The organism is Citrobacter sp. Igbk 17 (assembly GCF_028069775.1).
Taxonomy (GTDB): domain Bacteria; phylum Pseudomonadota; class Gammaproteobacteria; order Enterobacterales; family Enterobacteriaceae; genus Citrobacter.
Map to the genome: position 1 here is coordinate 1 of NZ_JANEWI010000037.1, position 16,640 is coordinate 16,640.

General features: G+C 45.8%; 17 protein-coding genes and 1 pseudogene. 8 read left to right on the top strand and 10 right to left on the bottom strand.

Features of this window, described 5'->3' with window-relative positions:
* Positions 1-225 (bottom strand): annotated as a pseudogene (locus tag NNO08_RS18695) (glycosyltransferase); the annotation flags it as partial.
* A 303-nt stretch (positions 226-528) separates the two neighbouring features.
* Here NNO08_RS18695 and rfaD point away from each other — a divergent pair.
* The 3 genes from rfaD (at position 529) to rfaC (ending at position 3,598) form a co-directional block, all read left to right on the top strand.
* Positions 529-1,509, top strand: a complete 981-nt coding sequence (rfaD, locus tag NNO08_RS18700; RefSeq protein ID WP_048227317.1) for an ADP-glyceromanno-heptose 6-epimerase — start codon at positions 529-531, stop codon at positions 1,507-1,509.
* Positions 1,510-1,588: 79 nt separating this feature from the next.
* Positions 1,589-2,635 carry an ADP-heptose--LPS heptosyltransferase RfaF gene (rfaF, locus tag NNO08_RS18705; RefSeq protein ID WP_271440346.1) on the top strand — a complete coding sequence of 349 codons (1,047 nt, stop codon included), beginning with the start codon at positions 1,589-1,591 and terminating at the stop codon, positions 2,633-2,635.
* Positions 2,636-2,638: 3 nt separating this feature from the next.
* Positions 2,639-3,598 carry a lipopolysaccharide heptosyltransferase RfaC gene (gene rfaC, locus NNO08_RS18710; protein WP_271457306.1) on the top strand — a complete coding sequence of 320 codons (960 nt, stop codon included), beginning with the start codon at positions 2,639-2,641 and terminating at the stop codon, positions 3,596-3,598.
* Positions 3,599-3,726: 128 nt separating this feature from the next.
* On the opposite strand, the gene NNO08_RS18715 is transcribed toward rfaC, so the two are convergent.
* The 5 genes from NNO08_RS18715 to NNO08_RS18735 form a co-directional block, all read right to left on the bottom strand.
* A complete protein-coding gene (locus NNO08_RS18715) occupies positions 3,727-4,497 on the bottom strand; it encodes a glycosyltransferase family 25 protein (RefSeq protein WP_271457307.1) in 771 nt (256 codons plus the stop codon).
* A gap of 127 nt (positions 4,498-4,624) precedes the next feature.
* Entirely contained in the window at positions 4,625-5,422 is a 798-nt protein-coding gene (rfaP, locus tag NNO08_RS18720) for a lipopolysaccharide core heptose(I) kinase RfaP (protein ID WP_271448767.1), read from the bottom strand.
* Complete coding sequence (locus tag NNO08_RS18725; protein ID WP_271455842.1) at positions 5,415-6,539, bottom strand: glycosyltransferase family 4 protein; 1,125 nt, start codon at positions 6,537-6,539, stop codon at positions 5,415-5,417. Before NNO08_RS18725 ends, rfaP begins: the two co-directional genes overlap by 8 nt.
* 21 nt (positions 6,540-6,560) lie before the next feature.
* A complete protein-coding gene (gene rfaQ / locus NNO08_RS18730; protein WP_271457308.1) occupies positions 6,561-7,589 on the bottom strand; it encodes a lipopolysaccharide core heptosyltransferase RfaQ in 1,029 nt (342 codons plus the stop codon).
* Between the two features lie 257 nt (positions 7,590-7,846).
* Positions 7,847-9,097, bottom strand: coding sequence for an O-antigen ligase family protein (locus tag NNO08_RS18735; RefSeq protein ID WP_271457309.1), 1,251 nt, complete (start codon positions 9,095-9,097; stop codon positions 7,847-7,849).
* A gap of 310 nt (positions 9,098-9,407) precedes the next feature.
* On the opposite strand from NNO08_RS18735, the gene NNO08_RS18740 reads away from it, so the two are divergent.
* From NNO08_RS18740 to coaD, 3 genes are all read left to right on the top strand, one after another.
* Entirely contained in the window at positions 9,408-10,397 is a 990-nt protein-coding gene (locus NNO08_RS18740) for a glycosyltransferase (protein WP_271457310.1), read from the top strand.
* Positions 10,398-10,643: 246 nt separating this feature from the next.
* Positions 10,644-11,921 carry a lipid IV(A) 3-deoxy-D-manno-octulosonic acid transferase gene (waaA, locus tag NNO08_RS18745; protein ID WP_271442024.1) on the top strand — a complete coding sequence of 426 codons (1,278 nt, stop codon included), beginning with the start codon at positions 10,644-10,646 and terminating at the stop codon, positions 11,919-11,921.
* Positions 11,922-11,929: 8 nt separating this feature from the next.
* The gene (gene coaD, locus NNO08_RS18750) at positions 11,930-12,409 is read left to right on the top strand and encodes a pantetheine-phosphate adenylyltransferase (RefSeq protein ID WP_271442023.1); all 480 of its coding nucleotides are present in this window, start codon (positions 11,930-11,932) and stop codon (positions 12,407-12,409) included.
* Between the two features lie 49 nt (positions 12,410-12,458).
* On the opposite strand, the gene mutM is transcribed toward coaD, so the two are convergent.
* The 4 genes from mutM to radC form a co-directional block, all read right to left on the bottom strand.
* Positions 12,459-13,268: a bifunctional DNA-formamidopyrimidine glycosylase/DNA-(apurinic or apyrimidinic site) lyase gene (mutM, locus tag NNO08_RS18755; RefSeq protein ID WP_271442022.1), complete on the bottom strand. Its 810-nt coding sequence runs from the start codon at positions 13,266-13,268 to the stop codon at positions 12,459-12,461.
* Between the two features lie 98 nt (positions 13,269-13,366).
* Positions 13,367-13,534 (bottom strand): 50S ribosomal protein L33, encoded by a 168-nt coding sequence (gene rpmG / locus NNO08_RS18760; protein ID WP_003024094.1) that lies wholly within the window; start codon positions 13,532-13,534, stop codon positions 13,367-13,369.
* Between the two features lie 20 nt (positions 13,535-13,554).
* The gene (rpmB, locus tag NNO08_RS18765; RefSeq protein WP_003024071.1) at positions 13,555-13,791 is read right to left on the bottom strand and encodes a 50S ribosomal protein L28; all 237 of its coding nucleotides are present in this window, start codon (positions 13,789-13,791) and stop codon (positions 13,555-13,557) included.
* Between the two features lie 275 nt (positions 13,792-14,066).
* Complete coding sequence (radC, locus tag NNO08_RS18770) at positions 14,067-14,732, bottom strand: RadC family protein (RefSeq protein ID WP_271442021.1); 666 nt, start codon at positions 14,730-14,732, stop codon at positions 14,067-14,069.
* A gap of 171 nt (positions 14,733-14,903) precedes the next feature.
* Between radC and coaBC the strand changes: the two genes are divergently transcribed.
* Both coaBC and dut read left to right on the top strand, forming a co-directional pair.
* The gene (gene coaBC, locus NNO08_RS18775) at positions 14,904-16,124 is read left to right on the top strand and encodes a bifunctional phosphopantothenoylcysteine decarboxylase/phosphopantothenate--cysteine ligase CoaBC (protein ID WP_271457319.1); all 1,221 of its coding nucleotides are present in this window, start codon (positions 14,904-14,906) and stop codon (positions 16,122-16,124) included.
* Positions 16,102-16,560: a dUTP diphosphatase gene (dut, locus tag NNO08_RS18780; protein ID WP_061066835.1), complete on the top strand. Its 459-nt coding sequence runs from the start codon at positions 16,102-16,104 to the stop codon at positions 16,558-16,560. The genes coaBC and dut overlap by 23 nt, the downstream gene beginning before the upstream one ends.
* The last annotated feature ends 80 nt before the right edge of the window (positions 16,561-16,640 follow it).

Consider the following 16,640-nt stretch of genomic DNA (forward strand, 5'->3'; position numbering starts at 1 on the left):
TCTTAATTTAGTTATTTTTATATTAGAAGAAAGATGACAATAGCGCTGCCCCGTAAGCCAGCCAATATTGACATTGCTATTATTATTTTTCTTAAAGAAAACAAAGGAGACATCAATATCAGGGTCTTGCATCCGCAGCAGCTTCACCAGATTAATACATACCGTCTCCATACCGCCGAGGCCACTGGTTTCATAACCTGTAATAACTATCTTCTTAAGTTGCATATATTATTTTCATTCCAATGACTATTGTCAGCCCCAACACCGTGCTCTGCCTTGCTTATTCATTCGTTGATGGCTCCGAAAAAGCCGGCACCGCGCGCCTGAACACCCATTCACAACGGGAATCATACACCACTCTGCCTAGACCATTTCAATCAAGAATATAGACAGCGAAAGCAATAACCAACACAAATGCCGCACGCCACATGACGCGACGTACTGCTGAAGCCGACGCCATGTAGTGATATGATTAGAGGTATTCGTGTCTGAGATTGTCTCTGACTCCATAATTCGAAGGTTACATTTATGATCATCGTTACCGGCGGCGCGGGCTTTATCGGCAGCAACATCGTTAAGTCCCTGAATGACAAAGGCATCACCGATATTCTGGTGGTGGACAACCTAAAAGACGGCACCAAGTTTGTGAATCTGGTGGATCTGAATATTGCTGACTATATGGATAAGGAAGACTTCCTGATCCAGATTATGGCTGGAGAAGATTTCGGCGATATCGAAGCAATTTTCCACGAAGGCGCATGCTCTTCCACTACCGAGTGGGATGGCAAGTATATGATGGACAACAACTATCAGTACTCCAAAGAGCTGCTGCACTACTGTCTGGAGCGTGAAATTCCGTTCCTGTATGCCTCTTCTGCAGCAACGTACGGCGGTCGTACCTCTGACTTTATCGAATCTCGTGAATATGAGAAGCCGCTGAACGTCTATGGCTACTCAAAATTCCTGTTCGACGAATATGTACGCCAGATCCTGCCAGAAGCAAATTCTCAAATCGTTGGCTTCCGTTATTTCAACGTCTACGGGCCACGTGAAGGTCACAAAGGCAGCATGGCGAGCGTAGCTTTCCATCTCAATACTCAGCTCAACAACGGCGAAACACCCAAGCTGTTTGAAGGCAGTGAAAACTTCAAACGTGATTTCGTCTATGTCGGCGATGTTGCAGCAGTAAACCTGTGGTTCCTGGAAAACGGCGTTTCCGGCATCTTTAACCTCGGTACTGGTCGCGCAGAGTCTTTCCAGGCCGTCGCGGATGCCACGCTGGCATACCACAAAAAAGGCAGCATTGAGTACATTCCGTTCCCGGAAAAACTGAAGGGCCGCTATCAGGCATTTACTCAGGCGGATCTGACTAACCTGCGCGCTGCGGGCTATGACAAACCGTTCAAGACCGTTGCCGAAGGCGTGACGGAATATATGGCCTGGCTGAACCGCGACAACGCTACAAATTCACAAAATCATTCGAGCGGTATCAAGGCGGCAACTAAGTGAATCTCCGGGAGCTTACAAGAGTAAGTGACCGGAGTGAACGCAGGCAGCCAACGCAGAGACAGCTTGAAGGATGAAGTGAATGAAGATTTTGGTGGTAGGCCCGTCATGGGTGGGCGACATGATGATGTCGCAAAGTCTCTATCGCACGCTCAAGGCGCGCTATCCCCAGGCAATAATCGACGTGATGGCACCTGCATGGTGCCGTCCGTTATTATCGCGCATGCCTGAAGTCAACGATGCTATCGCCATGCCGCTTGGACACGGCGCACTGGAGATTGGCGAGCGCCGCAAACTGGGCCACAGTTTGCGTGATAAACGCTACGATCGCGCGTACGTCCTGCCGAACTCATTTAAATCCGCACTGGTACCCTTCTTCGCGGGTATTCCTCATCGTACCGGCTGGCGTGGCGAGATGCGCTATGGTCTGCTGAACGATGCACGTGTACTGGATAAGGAAGCCTGGCCGCTGATGGTCGAGCGCTATGTCGCGTTAGCGTACGATAAAGGCGTGATGCTCACAGCCAAAGATTTACCACAGCCGCTGCTGTGGCCACAATTGCAGGTCAGTGAAGGCGAAAAGTCACTTACCTGTAGCCAATTTTCCCTCTCGGCTGAACGTCCAGTCATCGGCTTCTGCCCTGGTGCAGAATTTGGTCCAGCGAAACGTTGGCCACATTACCACTATGCTGAACTGGCAAAGCAGTTGATCGACGAAGGTCATCAGATTGTCCTGTTTGGCTCGGCTAAGGATCATGAAGCTGGCAATGAGATTCTGGCTGCACTGAGCGTTGAACAGCAGGCATGGTGTCGGAACCTGGCTGGTGAAACGCAACTGGAGCAGGCCGTTATTCTTCTCGCCGCCTGCAAAGCCGTGGTCACCAATGACTCCGGTTTGATGCACGTGGCTGCCGCACTAAACCGTCCGCTGGTCGCTCTGTATGGCCCCAGCAGCCCGGATTTCACTCCACCACTCTCCCACAAAGCTCGCGTGATTCGCCTGATTACGGGGTATCACAAGGTACGTAAGGGGGATGCTGCACAAGGGTATCACCAGAGCCTGATTGACATCACGCCTCAGCGCGTACTGGAAGAACTGAATGACCTGTTGTTACAAGAGGAAATCTGACGGATGCGGGTTCTGATCGTTAAAACATCGTCAATGGGCGATGTGCTGCATACGTTGCCCGCATTAACAGATGCGCAGCAGGCCATTGCGGATATTCAGTTTGATTGGGTAGTAGAAGAAGGGTTTGCTCAAATCCCCTCCTGGCATCCGGCCGTTGACCGTGTGATCCCGGTGGCGATTCGCCGCTGGCGTAAAGCCTGGTTTTCCGCCCCCATTAAAGCTGAGCGCAAAGCTTTTCGCGATGCGGTGCGTTTACAGAACTATGACGTGGTTATCGATGCACAGGGGCTGGTAAAAAGCGCCGCGCTGGTCACACGTCTGGCACACGGCATTAAGCATGGTATGGACTGGAATACCGCGCGTGAACCGCTGGCAAGTCTGTTTTATAACCGTAAGCATTATATCGCCAAACAACAGCATGCTGTTGAACGTACTCGTGAGCTGTTCGCGAAAAGTCTGGGATATGTCAAACCCCAGTCGCAGGGTGATTACGCAATTGCACAGCATTTTCTGAGCGAACGCGATGCCGATGCAGGGCAGTATGCCGTCTTCCTGCACGCCACCACTCGTGATGACAAGCACTGGCCGGAAGCGAAGTGGCGGGAGCTCATTGGCTTATTCAATCATGCAGAAATACGTATTAAGCTCCCCTGGGGTGCTCCGCATGAAGAAGCGCGAGCCAGACGACTGGCAGAGGGATTTGATTACGTAGACGTTTTACCGCGAATGAGCCTTGGGGATGTCGCCCGGATATTAGCCGGCGCTAAGTTTGTGGTATCCGTTGACACCGGATTAAGCCACTTGACCGCCGCACTGGATCGGCCGAATGTTACGCTATATGGCCCTACGGACCCGGGGTTGATTGGGGGATACGGGAAGAATCAGGTCACATGTCGTGCCCCGGAAGGAAAGCTTGCTTTGCTTGAACCCACTCAGGTTTATTCTCACATAGCGCTGCTGTAATTATTCAGGTATCGGAGATATGTTAAATTCGTTCTTATACAATCGCTTTGCTATTTAACATATCTGCGGCTGACTAAAACTATGCTCTATATCGTATTTCATCCACGATTAAGCATTGCTGCATTCATCTACTTCCACCAACATAACCCAAGAATAATTCGTCGGGCATGCCAATATGAAGAGGAAATTTTACGTCTGAAAAGTGATTTCTGCTTTTTCTTGTGACTCTTTATCTCTTTACGCTCTTTCTCTAACCAGCTCCCGGACAACTCTTCAGGATGATGGACAAAGTTTGCCAGGTATATATCAGAAAAATAGCCCTGGCGCATCAGATATGCCCATTCATCTATAATGAAAAAGTTATTTTCAAAACGGGAAACAAGTTTTTGAGCTGTTACAGAATTCATTAAATAACCGCAGGCTCGCAAAACATATCCATGACCAAATATGACTTTGCCGAAGGTCTGGCCACCAATTTTCTTGAGTTTAAGCAAATTTAAGACAACTTTATTCTTATACCTTAAACCATCCTGCCCACCAAGTAGGTATAACGCGTCTTTATTGAGAACACTTTCATCGACAGTCGATATAAATTCCTTAAAATTCTGATCGATAATTGCGTCATCTTCAAGAATACAAACCCAATTTTGTCCACTCTGCCCAAACTGTTTAAAAGCCTTCATATGGCTTAGTGAGCAACCCAGTTCACCATCAGTAGGCGTGTGGTTTTCCCTGTGCTGAAAGTCAGTTAACGGTATCTTGCGCTTTTCTTCGGCAGACAAATTTTTCCCATAGATAGCATCAACGAACGAATACTCGATATTTAATTCATTCATTATATCTGATACGCGTTTTCTTCGGGCATCGTCAAAAGGAAGCGAAATGACCAGCACGTGCATGAGTTCAAACCCTCTAATATAATTAAGCCAGCACAGTCATCGTGAAATAAAGATTAACAATTACTAGCCAGCTAAATAAACTTAATTAACTATTCTATGTAGCTATACAAAGTCTATTATTTCATATTTATAGTTTATTCTTTGATGTATGATTAATAATCTTATCGGTTTTTCTTGCATAGGTTGCAAAGAGATCGGATTCATCACGAATAATTTTATTAATATCTTTTTTAAAGTATATCTTCAGAAATCTGAAGTAGTCTCTTTGCGTTAACCCGATGTTTAGCGAGGAGAAGTACAAACCAATCAGATCTTTATTACGCCAGCGAATAGGAACCGCATTCCTGATCTGAGCTCGGTGCAGATCAATAACCGACAGCTTGAACGTATTATCCTCAAAATTGGCCGGTTGATGCAATAAGAAGTGACAGAGATAGCAATCACGGTGATTAACGCCTCCCTGATGCATCCTTCTGACCATAATGGCAAGACGCTCAATTAATGCCATTTTAATTTTTCGCGCAGGTGGATTCACCAACCAATCTGCGCAATAGTCTTCCAGGCTAACCGCCGGACTCAGATCTTCAGTTATAATAAAAGAGATACGGTTGAGCGGATTTATACCTTGTTGCCCGAAACCAACACCGTGCATCGTATCAACATCCAGTTCCTGCAAACGGTGTATAGCATTCCATTCTCTATCAGCTCCGAGTACCGGCAAACGTAAGGAGAATAAGTTTTTGATAACTTCCTTCAGTTTAGTTCCCTGGTGCCATTTCAGGAAATAGCTTTTACCTGCAATCTCAAATCTTATCGTTCTACGTGTTTCGAGCTGTCTAAATGTTTCTCCCTGCAGCTTCTGCACTTCAGAAAAAGCATCTTTCCCTTTCCACAAGGATAAAAATGGTTCTTTTAACTCAACCATGGGCGCCACCTATAATAATATCAGCTGCTTTCTCAGGTAGACTATAAAGGTCTTGAGTATCAGCAAAGTGTTGTGCATTATCTTTCCATGCTTTTCTCTGCCCTGAGTCAGTTAAAGAAAAATAAACAGCTTCATTTAATAATTTTTGTTCAAACGGTTCATCAATAACAATGCCGCATTCAGCATCTTTAATATAATGGGCATATCCGCAAACGGCCGTTGTTATGACAGGTAAACCTGCTGCAATTGCTTCAACCAGCACGATCCCTGCGGCTTCCTGATATGCCGGATGAATCAATAGATCGGCTGCTGCCATTAACTCTGAGACATCATTACGGCCAGGGAAGAACTTGATATTGTCAGCAACAGCATACTCTGTTGCCAGCTTTATATAGCGATCAGGCTTATCCTGACCCACAACAAACAGAATCGTTTGTTTGCGGACAGCTTCCGGTAAGGAAGCGATCGCCTTGATAGTTCTGTCGACCCCCTTACGGGTAAAATCAGAACCGATTTGTATAATTAAATACTGGGAATCACTGATATCATTTTCTTTCCTGAAGCTAGCTCTACAATTTGTTGGCTGAGAGCTGTATTTTCTGTCAGGATAAATCCCCGGCGGAAGGATATGAAAACGCGCTGGCTCAGTATGATAGTGCTTCTGAAAATCCGCAATTTGCTTATCTGTTAGCATCAACAGCTGTGTTGATTTTCCCTCAGCAAATGTAGCTTTTTCAAAGGCGGCATAATGCCGATATCGTGGTGTCAGACGATAGAGCAAACCTTTTTCTTGCGCGACTTTTTCTGCGTAGCAGACATCAGCAGCATAATAAACATCTAACCCAGGCATTTTATTGAACCCAACGACCCGGTCTGCTGGATTACTCTCAAGATGTTTACTTACCCACCGATGATACTCAGCATTTTTCCCGTTGTTGGAGCATGACCTCACAGGAACAATGATGATCTCCAGGCTGTCTGGAATATTTCCTTGCCATGATTGTGTGTAAACCCGAACATGATGTCCACGTGATGCGACTGTTGACGCTATACGCAAAAAATCACGCTGTAACCCACCAAAAGGGAAATATTTATACAAACAGAAAGCAATAACCATTTTATATATCCGGATGCTTTATTAATCGAGTTTAGGTAACCGCGACGCTATGGCTGCAATCACGTCATCCGCTGGTATAGCAGATAAATATTTCTTACTTCGATCAAGTTTTTCACGCACAGGCATTGGTTGGTAATCACCAGCCCAAAATTGAACTACATCATCAGACCATGGTCGCCAGGCGATATGATCGGTGGCACCGAAAAGACAAATGATGGGGGTTTTAACCGCTGCAGCAATATGCATCGGGGCAGAGTCGACACCAATAAAAAGTACAGCATGATCAATTAATGCAGCAAGCTCAGGGAATGTTGTCTTACCGGCAATTTCAGTTAAAGGCTTGGTTTCACATGCACTGGCAATCTCATCGACGCAGGCAATATCGCTGGCACCGGGTCCAGACGTCAGTACAACCTGATACCCCAAATGATGTATCGCGTCAATCACCAGGGAGAATCTATCATTCTCCCACGACTTGAATTCTTGTCTCGCCGTAGGCTGTATAACAACATACTTCTGGTTATCAACCTGAGGAAGTTTTTTCCGAACAGATTGCCAGACTTGCTCACCATAAACCATTTTCAGTACCGGAACTGATTCTTTTAGATTTAATGGCGTCAGCACAGACAAATTACGTTCGACCCAATGATCGCCACTTAGAGGAACGTGATGAGTAAAACTGTCGCGCCAGAATTTCTTATTTCTGTGCGAGAAATCATGTGTCAGTTTTATTGGACAATCCAAGCAGCGACACAGTAAAGCAACTATCCACTGATCGGTAAGGTTGACCACTAGATCATAATGATTACCACGTAGTACCTTGATCAGCGCTAAGAAATTTTTTGCTTTCTCAAAAGCAGAACTCTTTTTATTTTTTATGCCATACAAAGCATGGATATCGGGATTTTCAGATAAAATAGGAATGGTATCTTCGTAGAGTAAAACATCAATATCAGCATCAGGATAATTCTTTTTAAGCGTGCTGATGACCGGTGTGGTTAGCAACATATCGCCGTGAAAGCGCATCTTTATGACCAGGATCTTTTTCACACTCTACCCTTTCAGGTTATTGTTAATTTTCAAATCACGCTACCGCCCCAGGCTCAACAGCTACCTGTGTACTGCAGAACACACCATCTTATTTTATCGTTTATATTATACCACTATTCACTTGACAATTCGATATCTATGAAAATTTTCTATGTGAATTAGAGAGCAAATGAATATTTACAATACATGAGACTCTCTATCATATTATGAAAATTGAGCCTATATTCTCAACTACGCCACATAGGCTCATCTTAATGTTAATTCGTTATTTTTCCTGGCTCATTTTTGTCATACAACATCAGGATGGCTATGCTGTATAATAAAAAGACATTTATGAACATCTTTTCAAATAAACAATATACCAGAATATAGCCAACAAGAGAGCACAGTAATGAAATGCTAAAAATATCTTTTTGGCTTCTGGCTCGGGCATATATATCTTTAAATGTAATGAAAAAAGCCGCACTAAATAAGAAGAGACCCATTGCCCCAACATTATAAAGAATTATCATAAAGAACGGTTCATCTATATTATAACCATTGTTCCGTTCAGAATATACCCCACCATTTTTCGGCGCATTATGGTCCTCTAAATACTGATTGTATGTAGAATTTCCATACCCAATGCCAAAGACGGCATTGTTGATATTTTTCATTACTAAAGGAAAACGGTCTGAGATGATTTCATCACGACTGGATGTGACGTTATTCATTTGCAGAGTTTGATCGACTTTCATTTTTACCTGACCCACTGTGTTGTAGGCCCCGAAAAGCAAAGCAACCATTATAAATAGCAAGCCACAGGTAGCAGCGATAAATCTCTTGATGGTTTTACTCACCAGAAATGAAATCAGGAAAATCTCAACAACAACTGCTAAGATCCCTGCCCGACTCCCGGTGTATGATAAAAAGACAAATGCAAGCGCAGAGATGATATATAATACTGTTTTCAGGAAGTGATTCTTGAATAAGATCGCCCCTGTTAATACAAACGGAAATAGCATAACAACATAGAATGCGAAACCATAGCGAAGCTGTAGATACAGTTCCTGCGGGTTATTTTTTATAATTCTTAAAATTGGCACCACTAAGACAATATAGGATAGAGTAAGTATCGCACCAATGACAAAAAACTGTCTCAGTGAGGTGATATGTTTACTGAATGCGCCAAAAAACAACATCATCACTAACGGGTAACGCCAGTCTTTTATCAATATGGTAAAGGCATCAAGAGATTTATCTTTATAGGTAAAAAATACAATACAAAAAACACACCATAACGTGAAGAGTAACAATAATTTTCTCTTCTGCATGAGATCGAGCACAATGTTTTTAATATCTATTTTATTGGCTTTAATATAGTAAATAGATAAAACTACAGCGAGCAAAGAGGTCATATTTAGCACCCCTTGATTATCTATCGTAAATAAGCCAAAAATCATTAAGACCAATACAATTTTGCTTAAAATCAAGATATTACCACTTTGACTGTATCTTACTTGATTCATAAAATTCAAATCTCACTTCTTCAAATAGCCTTGTTAATCAACAACAAACACTTGCTCACATGATTTATGGGGCATATCTTATTATATAACATCGTAAAAATCCCCCATTAATTTTAGTCTCTTCCTCTCATTGTGTTTCTTCGTTCTAATCACAAAAAAACATCATATAACACCATGATTAATAAAGAAAATTTACACACCAAGTATCTCTTTCCTTCCTTTACAGTTTGTTCTATTCTATGCCAACAGGAGAGCCATTTTGTCTTACATAAACACGCGTGCACTCTGAAAGAATCAAAAGGAAAAAGATGTGAAAGAAAATATAATAAAATATATTAAGAATGCACATATTAATAATGACGATAAAAACATTTCATGTGTCAATATTACCTATGGCGCTGACAGACCCTTTCTCTACGGTACGGGCGTTTCAATAACATCGGTACTTTTAAATAATCGGGATCTGAACTTCCATTTCCATATTTTCACTAATTATCTTGATGAACATCAACTTCATCTTTTTTCTGTCCTGGCAAGTCAATACAATACCTGCATTACGTTTTATGTACTGGATGATAATGAATTAAAAAATCTACCTACTGCATCTAAGGCATGGAATTATTCAATCTATTTCAGACTTATTGCAATCGATTATTTTGCCGATAAACTCAGTAGTATTATATATCTTGACTCTGATATTATATGTAAAGGAAGCCTTGCCTCGCTACTCACGGAAGAATTTAATGGCAATGTATTAATGGCTGTCCATGATAGCTTTGTCGATACGTCTGCTGTTGCCGGTATCAATCCAGGTCTGTACTTCAACTCAGGCTTTATGTATTTTAATCTTCCAGAATTAAAAGATACTAATTTGACTCTGCAGGTCATTTCAAAGGTCAATGAAAACCGTTTTTCACATCCCGATCAGGATGCGTTGAACGTTCTCTTCAATGATCGCGTAAAAATTCTGGACCATAAATTCAATTCATTCTTTAACATCGATACGTTAGCCAAGAAAGGTGGTGATGCCTTTAAAATCACATCACAAACGGTATTCATTCACTATGTCGGCGTCACTAAACCCTGGCATGACTGGGCGCAATATTATGCTGAAGTCGAATACTTCAAAATAGCCAGAGAGAATTCGCCGTGGAAAGATATTCCTTTATTGGCGCCTACTACGTATAAACAGCTATCGCGGAAAAGCACACATTTAAAACACAATGGTCATCTCCTCGGTGCTTTTATTTTCTATGTTAAGTATTTAGTTAACAAATATCAAACACAGAAAAAACGCTAATATTCTGATATTATTATCTTTTCAGGAATGGTTGTGTCTCTGGCATATTGCATAAAATGATCGATTTTTATGACCATAACCATTCCGTTTTTAGCCTTCCACTGCAGAGATTACAAAGCGGGACAACACAACTCAGGCCCCCTTTCTCGTGATCCGTACAGTTTCCTCAAAAAATCAGCAAAAATGATGGTAAAGCCATAGTTAAATACATAGAATCCCCAGCACATCCATAAGCCAGCTACTATTATGCTAGAATTGCTTTACACCGCCCTTTTCTACCTTATTCAGCCTCTGATCTGGATACGGCTTTGGGTGCGCGGACGTAAAGCTCCGGCGTACCGTAAACGCTGGGGTGAACGCTACGGTTTTTATCGCCGCCCACTGAAACCAGGCGGCATCATGCTCCATTCAGTTTCCGTGGGTGAAACGCTGGCAGCAATCCCATTAGTCCGCGCTCTGAGACATCGTTACCCCGATTTGCCGATCACGGTTACCACCATGACGCCAACCGGTTCTGAGCGCGTGCAATCTGCTTTTGGCACAGACGTTCAACATATCTATCTTCCCTATGATTTACCGGATGCACTGAACCGTTTCCTGAATAAAGTTGACCCCAAACTGGTGTTAATTATGGAAACCGAGCTCTGGCCAAATTTGATCGCTGCACTGCATAAGCGCCATATCCCGCTGGTCATCGCCAACGCACGCCTTTCCGCACGTTCAGCCACTGGCTACGCTAAATTAGGGAAATTTGTTAGCAGGCTATTACGCCGCATTACGCTGATTGCTGCACAAAACGAAGAAGATGGCGCTCGCTTCATTGCATTGGGAGCCAGAAGCAATCAGGTCACCGTCACCGGTAGCCTGAAGTTTGATATTTCCGTCACCCCACAGCTGGCCGCTAAAGCAGTTACGTTACGACGCCAGTGGGCACCTCATCGCCCGGTATGGATTGCGACCAGCACGCATGACGGGGAAGAAAGCATCATCATCGCAGCTCATCAGGCGCTGTTACATCAGTTCCCGAATCTTTTATTGATTCTGGTTCCCAGACACCCTGAGCGCTTCCCGGATGCCATTAACCTCGTACGCCAGGCTGGTCTAAGCTTTACCACACGCTCTTCTGGCGAAGTTCCGTCCTCAAGTACCCAGGTGGTTATTGGCGACACGATGGGTGAGCTGATGCTGCTGTACGGCATTGCCGATCTTGCTTTTGTCGGCGGCTCTCTGGTTGAGCGTGGTGGGCACAACCCACTGGAAGCAGCGGCACATGCTATTCCTGTATTGATGGGCCCGCATACCTTTAACTTCAAAGATATTTGCGCCCGACTGGAACAGGCAAGTGGGTTGATCACCGTCACCGACGTCACCACGCTGGTGAAAGAGGTTTCGTCCCTACTGACCGATGAAGATTATCGTAATTTTTATGGTCGCCATGCTGTTGAAGTACTGTACCAAAATCAGGGCGCGCTACAGCGTCTGCTGCAGCTGCTGGAACCTTACCTGCCACCCAAAACGCATTGAGGGCTGTCATGCAAAAACGGGCGATTTATCCAGGAACCTTCGATCCCATAACTAACGGCCATCTTGATATCGTGACACGCGCGACAAGCATGTTTGATCACGTGATCCTGGCAATTGCCGCAAGCCCCAGTAAAAAACCGATGTTCACGCTGGAAGAACGCGTTCAACTGGCACAGCAGGCAACGGCGCATCTGGGTAATGTAGAAGTCATGGGATTTAGCGATTTAATGGCAAACTTTGCCCGCGATAATCAGGCCAATATTCTGATTCGTGGCCTACGTGCTGTGGCTGATTTTGAGTATGAAATGCAGTTGGCGCACATGAACCGCCACTTAATGCCTCAACTGGAAAGCGTCTTTTTGATGCCTTCTAAAGAGTGGTCGTTTATTTCATCATCGCTGGTTAAAGAAGTCGCCCGCCACCAGGGTGACGTGACCCACTTCCTGCCGAAAAATGTTCATCAGGCGCTAATGGATAAGCTGAAGTAGTGCATTTAGCCGGGTAAGCCGACAAGGTTTATCCGGCCTGCAATGGATGTTATTTCTGACAGCGGCGGCAGTAGAACGTCGTTCGCTGAGCGTGCTTAGTCGCAACAATTGGCGCTCCGCATACGCGGCAAGGCTCACCTTCACGTCCATAAACCTGTAATTCCTGAGCAAAATAGCCCGGCTTGCCGTCACTTTGCAGAAAATCTTTCAGCGTCGTTCCACCCTGTTCGATAGAGCGCAGCAATACAACCTTAATAACGCGTACCAGCAGCTCACACTCATCTTTCGACAGCGATGATGCCAGGCGGTCAGGGTGGATGCCAGCCGCAAAGAGAGACTCACTGGCGTAGATATTTCCCACCCCCACTACCAGCTTGTTATCCATCAGCCAGGGTTTTATCGCCGTTTTCTTCTTTGCGCATTTCTGCTGGAGATAAGCGGCGTTGAAATCGTCGCTCAGCGGCTCTGGGCCAAGATGAGCGAGGACATTATGTCCATCCAGTTCTTTCGTCCACAGCCAGGCGCCAAAACGTCGAGGATCGGTATACCGCAGGACTTTGCCATTACTCATCACTAAGTCGACGTGATCATGCTTTTCTGCGGGAAGTTCTTCAGGAAGAATACGCAGACTACCCGACATCCCCAGATGAATGATAATCCAGCCATCCGCCAGTTCCAGCAGCAGGTATTTCGCGCGGCGCTGTACGCTCAGCACAGGTTTATCGCTCAGGCGATAGATTTCCTCAGATACCGGCCAGCGCAAACGACCATTACGCACAGTGGCGTGTAGAATCTTCGCCCCTACCAGATGCGGCTCAATACCACGGCGACTGGTTTCGACTTCAGGTAATTCAGGCATAACATCTCCGGCGCTGTAACGGGTCTCATTAATATGGGGACGGCCAGAAAACAAAAAACCCCGCCGAGGCAGGGTTTTTCTTTACATCAAAACGAAAATTATTTGATTTTCGCTTCTTTGTATAAAACGTGCTGACGGACAACTGGATCGAATTTTTTCAGTTCCAGTTTTTCCGGCTTAGTACGTTTGTTCTTCGTAGTGGTATAGAAGTGACCAGTACCAGCAGAAGAAACCAGCTTGATTTTCTCACGAATACCTTTAGCCATGATTTATTTCCTCTTAGTACTTAGTACTTTTCGCCACGGGCACGCAGTTCGGACAGAACTGTTTCGATGCCTTTCTTATCAATTACACGCATACCTTTAGCAGATACACGCAGGGTGACAAAACGCTTCTCGCTCTCAACCCAAAAACGGTGAGAGTGCAGGTTAGGCAGGAAACGGCGTTTAGTCGCGTTCAGTGCGTGGGAACGGTTGTTACCGGTCACCGGACGCTTGCCAGTAACTTGGCAGACTCGGGACATGTCTATTCTCCAAAAATCAAATTAGCTCGAGCTTCGTATGGGGTATTGGCGCCTCGTCAGGCTTCTCAGCCCGGTTATCGCAGTTCAATACACTTAATCGTTCATACTGCAACGTCGTTGGATGCCGAATGAATGATTTTATGTATTTGCGAACTCTCGATTGCCAGGCCCAAATGCCAAACCCGAGATTCTCAAAGGTGGCGTAGTATACGCTGAGTCAGCGATGTGCTCAAGTCCCGAACAGACAAAGATCCCGATGGATCGCGTAAAGTGCGTTAAATCCAACCGCGTTCCGCTAAAGAAACGTACTCTCCGCGCCCAATTATCAGATGATCAAGCACCCGGATATCCATGAACTGACAGCATTTCACAACACGCTCGGTGATGAGTTTATCTGCTTTGCTCGGCTCTGCACACCCCGAGGGGTGATTATGCGCAAGGATCACCGCCGACGCATTCATTTTTATCGCTTCACGGACAATTTCTCGCGGATGCACCTCTACATGGCTAAGCGTCCCGGAAAAAAGTTTGCTGTGTTTTATCACTCGATGTTGCGAATCCATGAAGATCACCAAAAAGATCTCGCGCTCTTCTTGCGATAGCTGACTTTGCAGAAACTCGCGTGCCATTTCCGGGCTAAGTATCGACCTTTCTTCTATCACCCGCACGTCGTAGTAGCGTCTTGCCAACTCAGCAATGCCCTTAAGCTGAGCGTACTTCGCAAGGCCAATGCCTTGAACCAGGCTAAAATCCATGTAGTCAGCCGACAACAAGCCGTAAAGCGAATCAAATTGCTGTAGCATTTCTTTCGCCAGCGTCAGGACATCTTTTCCCCTGATTCCAGTGCGTAAAAACAGCGCCAGTAACTCGACGTCCGTCAGTGAATTGACCCCAAACTCCATCATCTTTTCCCGGGGCATCAAACATCCTGTATTTTTCATGCTTCTCCTCCCTTTCGCATCCGCATGGTGGCATAACACCAGCGGCGGATCGATGCTCTGTTATCCATTCCTCGTGGCGCTTCGCAAAGTGGATCACGGTCAAAAGCACGATAAATGATGGAGTGTGATAAAATATCCGCCTTCTGGTGTAACCCAACAGGAAAGATCATGATGAGCCTGGCCGGTAAAAAAATTGTACTTGGCGTCAGTGGTGGCATTGCTGCGTACAAAACCCCTGAGTTGGTACGTCGCTTACGGGAACGTGGTGCAGACGTCCGCGTAGCAATGACTGACGCGGCAAAAGCCTTTATTACTCCCCTGAGCTTACAGGCAGTTTCGGGCTATCCGGTATCCGACAGCCTGCTTGACCCCGCTGCTGAAGCCGCAATGGGTCATATTGAACTGGGTAAGTGGGCCGATTTGGTTATTCTGGCCCCCGCCACGGCAGATCTGATTGCTCGCGTCGCAGCAGGTATGGCCAACGATCTGGTTTCAACAATCTGTCTGGCAACCCCTGCTCCTGTTGCAGTGCTGCCAGCCATGAACCAGCAAATGTACCGCGCCGCCGCAACTCAACATAATCTTGGCGTCCTCGCCTCCCGCGGTTTACTCATTTGGGGACCCGACAGTGGTAGTCAGGCATGTGGCGACATCGGTCCTGGCCGTATGCTGGATCCCTTAACAATTGTGGATATGACGGCAGAACATTTTTCTTCTGTAAACGATCTGCAACATCTCAATATCATGATAACCGCGGGCCCAACGCGCGAACCGCTTGATCCTGTGCGTTATATTTCCAACCATAGCTCCGGGAAGATGGGATTTGCTATCGCCGCCGCAGCAGCCAAACGCGGGGCGAATGTCACTCTGGTATCGGGCCCCGTTTCGCTGCCCACGCCTGCTTTTGTACAGCGCGTAGATGTCATGACGGCATTAGAAATGGAAGCAGCCGTGCAATCTTCAGTGCAGCAGCAGCATATTTTTATTGGCTGCGCCGCAGTTGCTGATTATCGCGCGGAGACCGTCGCCCACGAAAAAATCAAAAAGCAGGCGACGCAGGGCGATGAATTAACAGTAAAAATGATCAAGAACCCGGATATTATTGCCGGTGTTGCCGCACTGGATGCTAACCGTCCTTTTGTCGTTGGGTTTGCCGCCGAAACAAATAATGTGGAAGAATATGCCCGGCAAAAACGCCTCCGCAAGAACCTTGATGTGATCTGTGCGAACGATGTTTCGCTTTCTACTCAAGGATTTAATAGCGACAGCAACGCATTACACCTTTTTTGGCAGGATGGAGATAAAGTCTTACCGCTTGAGCGCAAAGAACTCCTGGGCCAACTATTACTCGACGAGATCGTGACCCGTTATGATGAAAAAAATCGACGTTAAAATTCTGGACCCGCGCGTAGGGAAACAATTTCCGCTCCCGACGTACGCCACCTCTGGTTCTGCCGGACTTGACCTGCGTGCCTGCCTTGATGACGCCGTAGAATTAGCGCCTGGCGCAACAACGCTGGTGCCAACCGGGTTAGCCATCCATATCGCCGATCCTTCACTGGCCGCAGTGATGTTGCCACGCTCAGGTCTGGGTCATAAGCACGGTATCGTACTGGGTAACCTGGTCGGTTTGATTGATTCCGACTATCAGGGTCAGCTGATGGTGTCTATCTGGAACCGTGGTCAGGATAGCTTCACCATTGAGCCAGGCGAACGTATTGCACAGATGGTCTTTGTACCGGTTGTGCAGGCTGAATTTAATCTGGTGGAAGAGTTTGAAGCCACCGATCGTGGCGAAGGCGGCTTCGGCCATTCCGGGCGCAAGTAACCCGTAGAGAAGCATCCCTCAGCGTAATAACGCAATAACATACCGCAAACAGTCGTTTGCGGTCGCTGTGTGGATGCCTG

Excerpts from the sequence above, each read along its gene's own strand:
- dut (WP_061066835.1), top strand. The coding sequence starts at position 16,102 with ATGATGAAAAAAATCGACGTTAAAATTCTGGACCCGCGCGTAGGGAAA.
- rfaF (WP_271440346.1), top strand. The coding sequence starts at position 1,589 with ATGAAGATTTTGGTGGTAGGCCCGTCATGGGTGGGCGACATGATGATG.
- mutM (WP_271442022.1), bottom strand. The coding sequence starts at position 13,268 with ATGCCTGAATTACCTGAAGTCGAAACCAGTCGCCGTGGTATTGAGCCG.
- rpmB (WP_003024071.1), bottom strand. The coding sequence starts at position 13,791 with ATGTCCCGAGTCTGCCAAGTTACTGGCAAGCGTCCGGTGACCGGTAAC.
- rfaD (WP_048227317.1), top strand. The coding sequence starts at position 529 with ATGATCATCGTTACCGGCGGCGCGGGCTTTATCGGCAGCAACATCGTT.
- waaA (WP_271442024.1), top strand. The coding sequence starts at position 10,644 with ATGCTAGAATTGCTTTACACCGCCCTTTTCTACCTTATTCAGCCTCTG.
- NNO08_RS18735 (WP_271457309.1), bottom strand. The coding sequence starts at position 9,097 with ATGAATCAAGTAAGATACAGTCAAAGTGGTAATATCTTGATTTTAAGC.
- radC (WP_271442021.1), bottom strand. The coding sequence starts at position 14,732 with ATGAAAAATACAGGATGTTTGATGCCCCGGGAAAAGATGATGGAGTTT.
- rpmG (WP_003024094.1), bottom strand. The coding sequence starts at position 13,534 with ATGGCTAAAGGTATTCGTGAGAAAATCAAGCTGGTTTCTTCTGCTGGT.
- NNO08_RS18715 (WP_271457307.1), bottom strand. The coding sequence starts at position 4,497 with ATGCACGTGCTGGTCATTTCGCTTCCTTTTGACGATGCCCGAAGAAAA.
- NNO08_RS18725 (WP_271455842.1), bottom strand. The coding sequence starts at position 6,539 with ATGGTTATTGCTTTCTGTTTGTATAAATATTTCCCTTTTGGTGGGTTA.
- coaBC (WP_271457319.1), top strand. The coding sequence starts at position 14,904 with ATGAGCCTGGCCGGTAAAAAAATTGTACTTGGCGTCAGTGGTGGCATT.
- rfaC (WP_271457306.1), top strand. The coding sequence starts at position 2,639 with ATGCGGGTTCTGATCGTTAAAACATCGTCAATGGGCGATGTGCTGCAT.
- rfaP (WP_271448767.1), bottom strand. The coding sequence starts at position 5,422 with ATGGTTGAGTTAAAAGAACCATTTTTATCCTTGTGGAAAGGGAAAGAT.
- coaD (WP_271442023.1), top strand. The coding sequence starts at position 11,930 with ATGCAAAAACGGGCGATTTATCCAGGAACCTTCGATCCCATAACTAAC.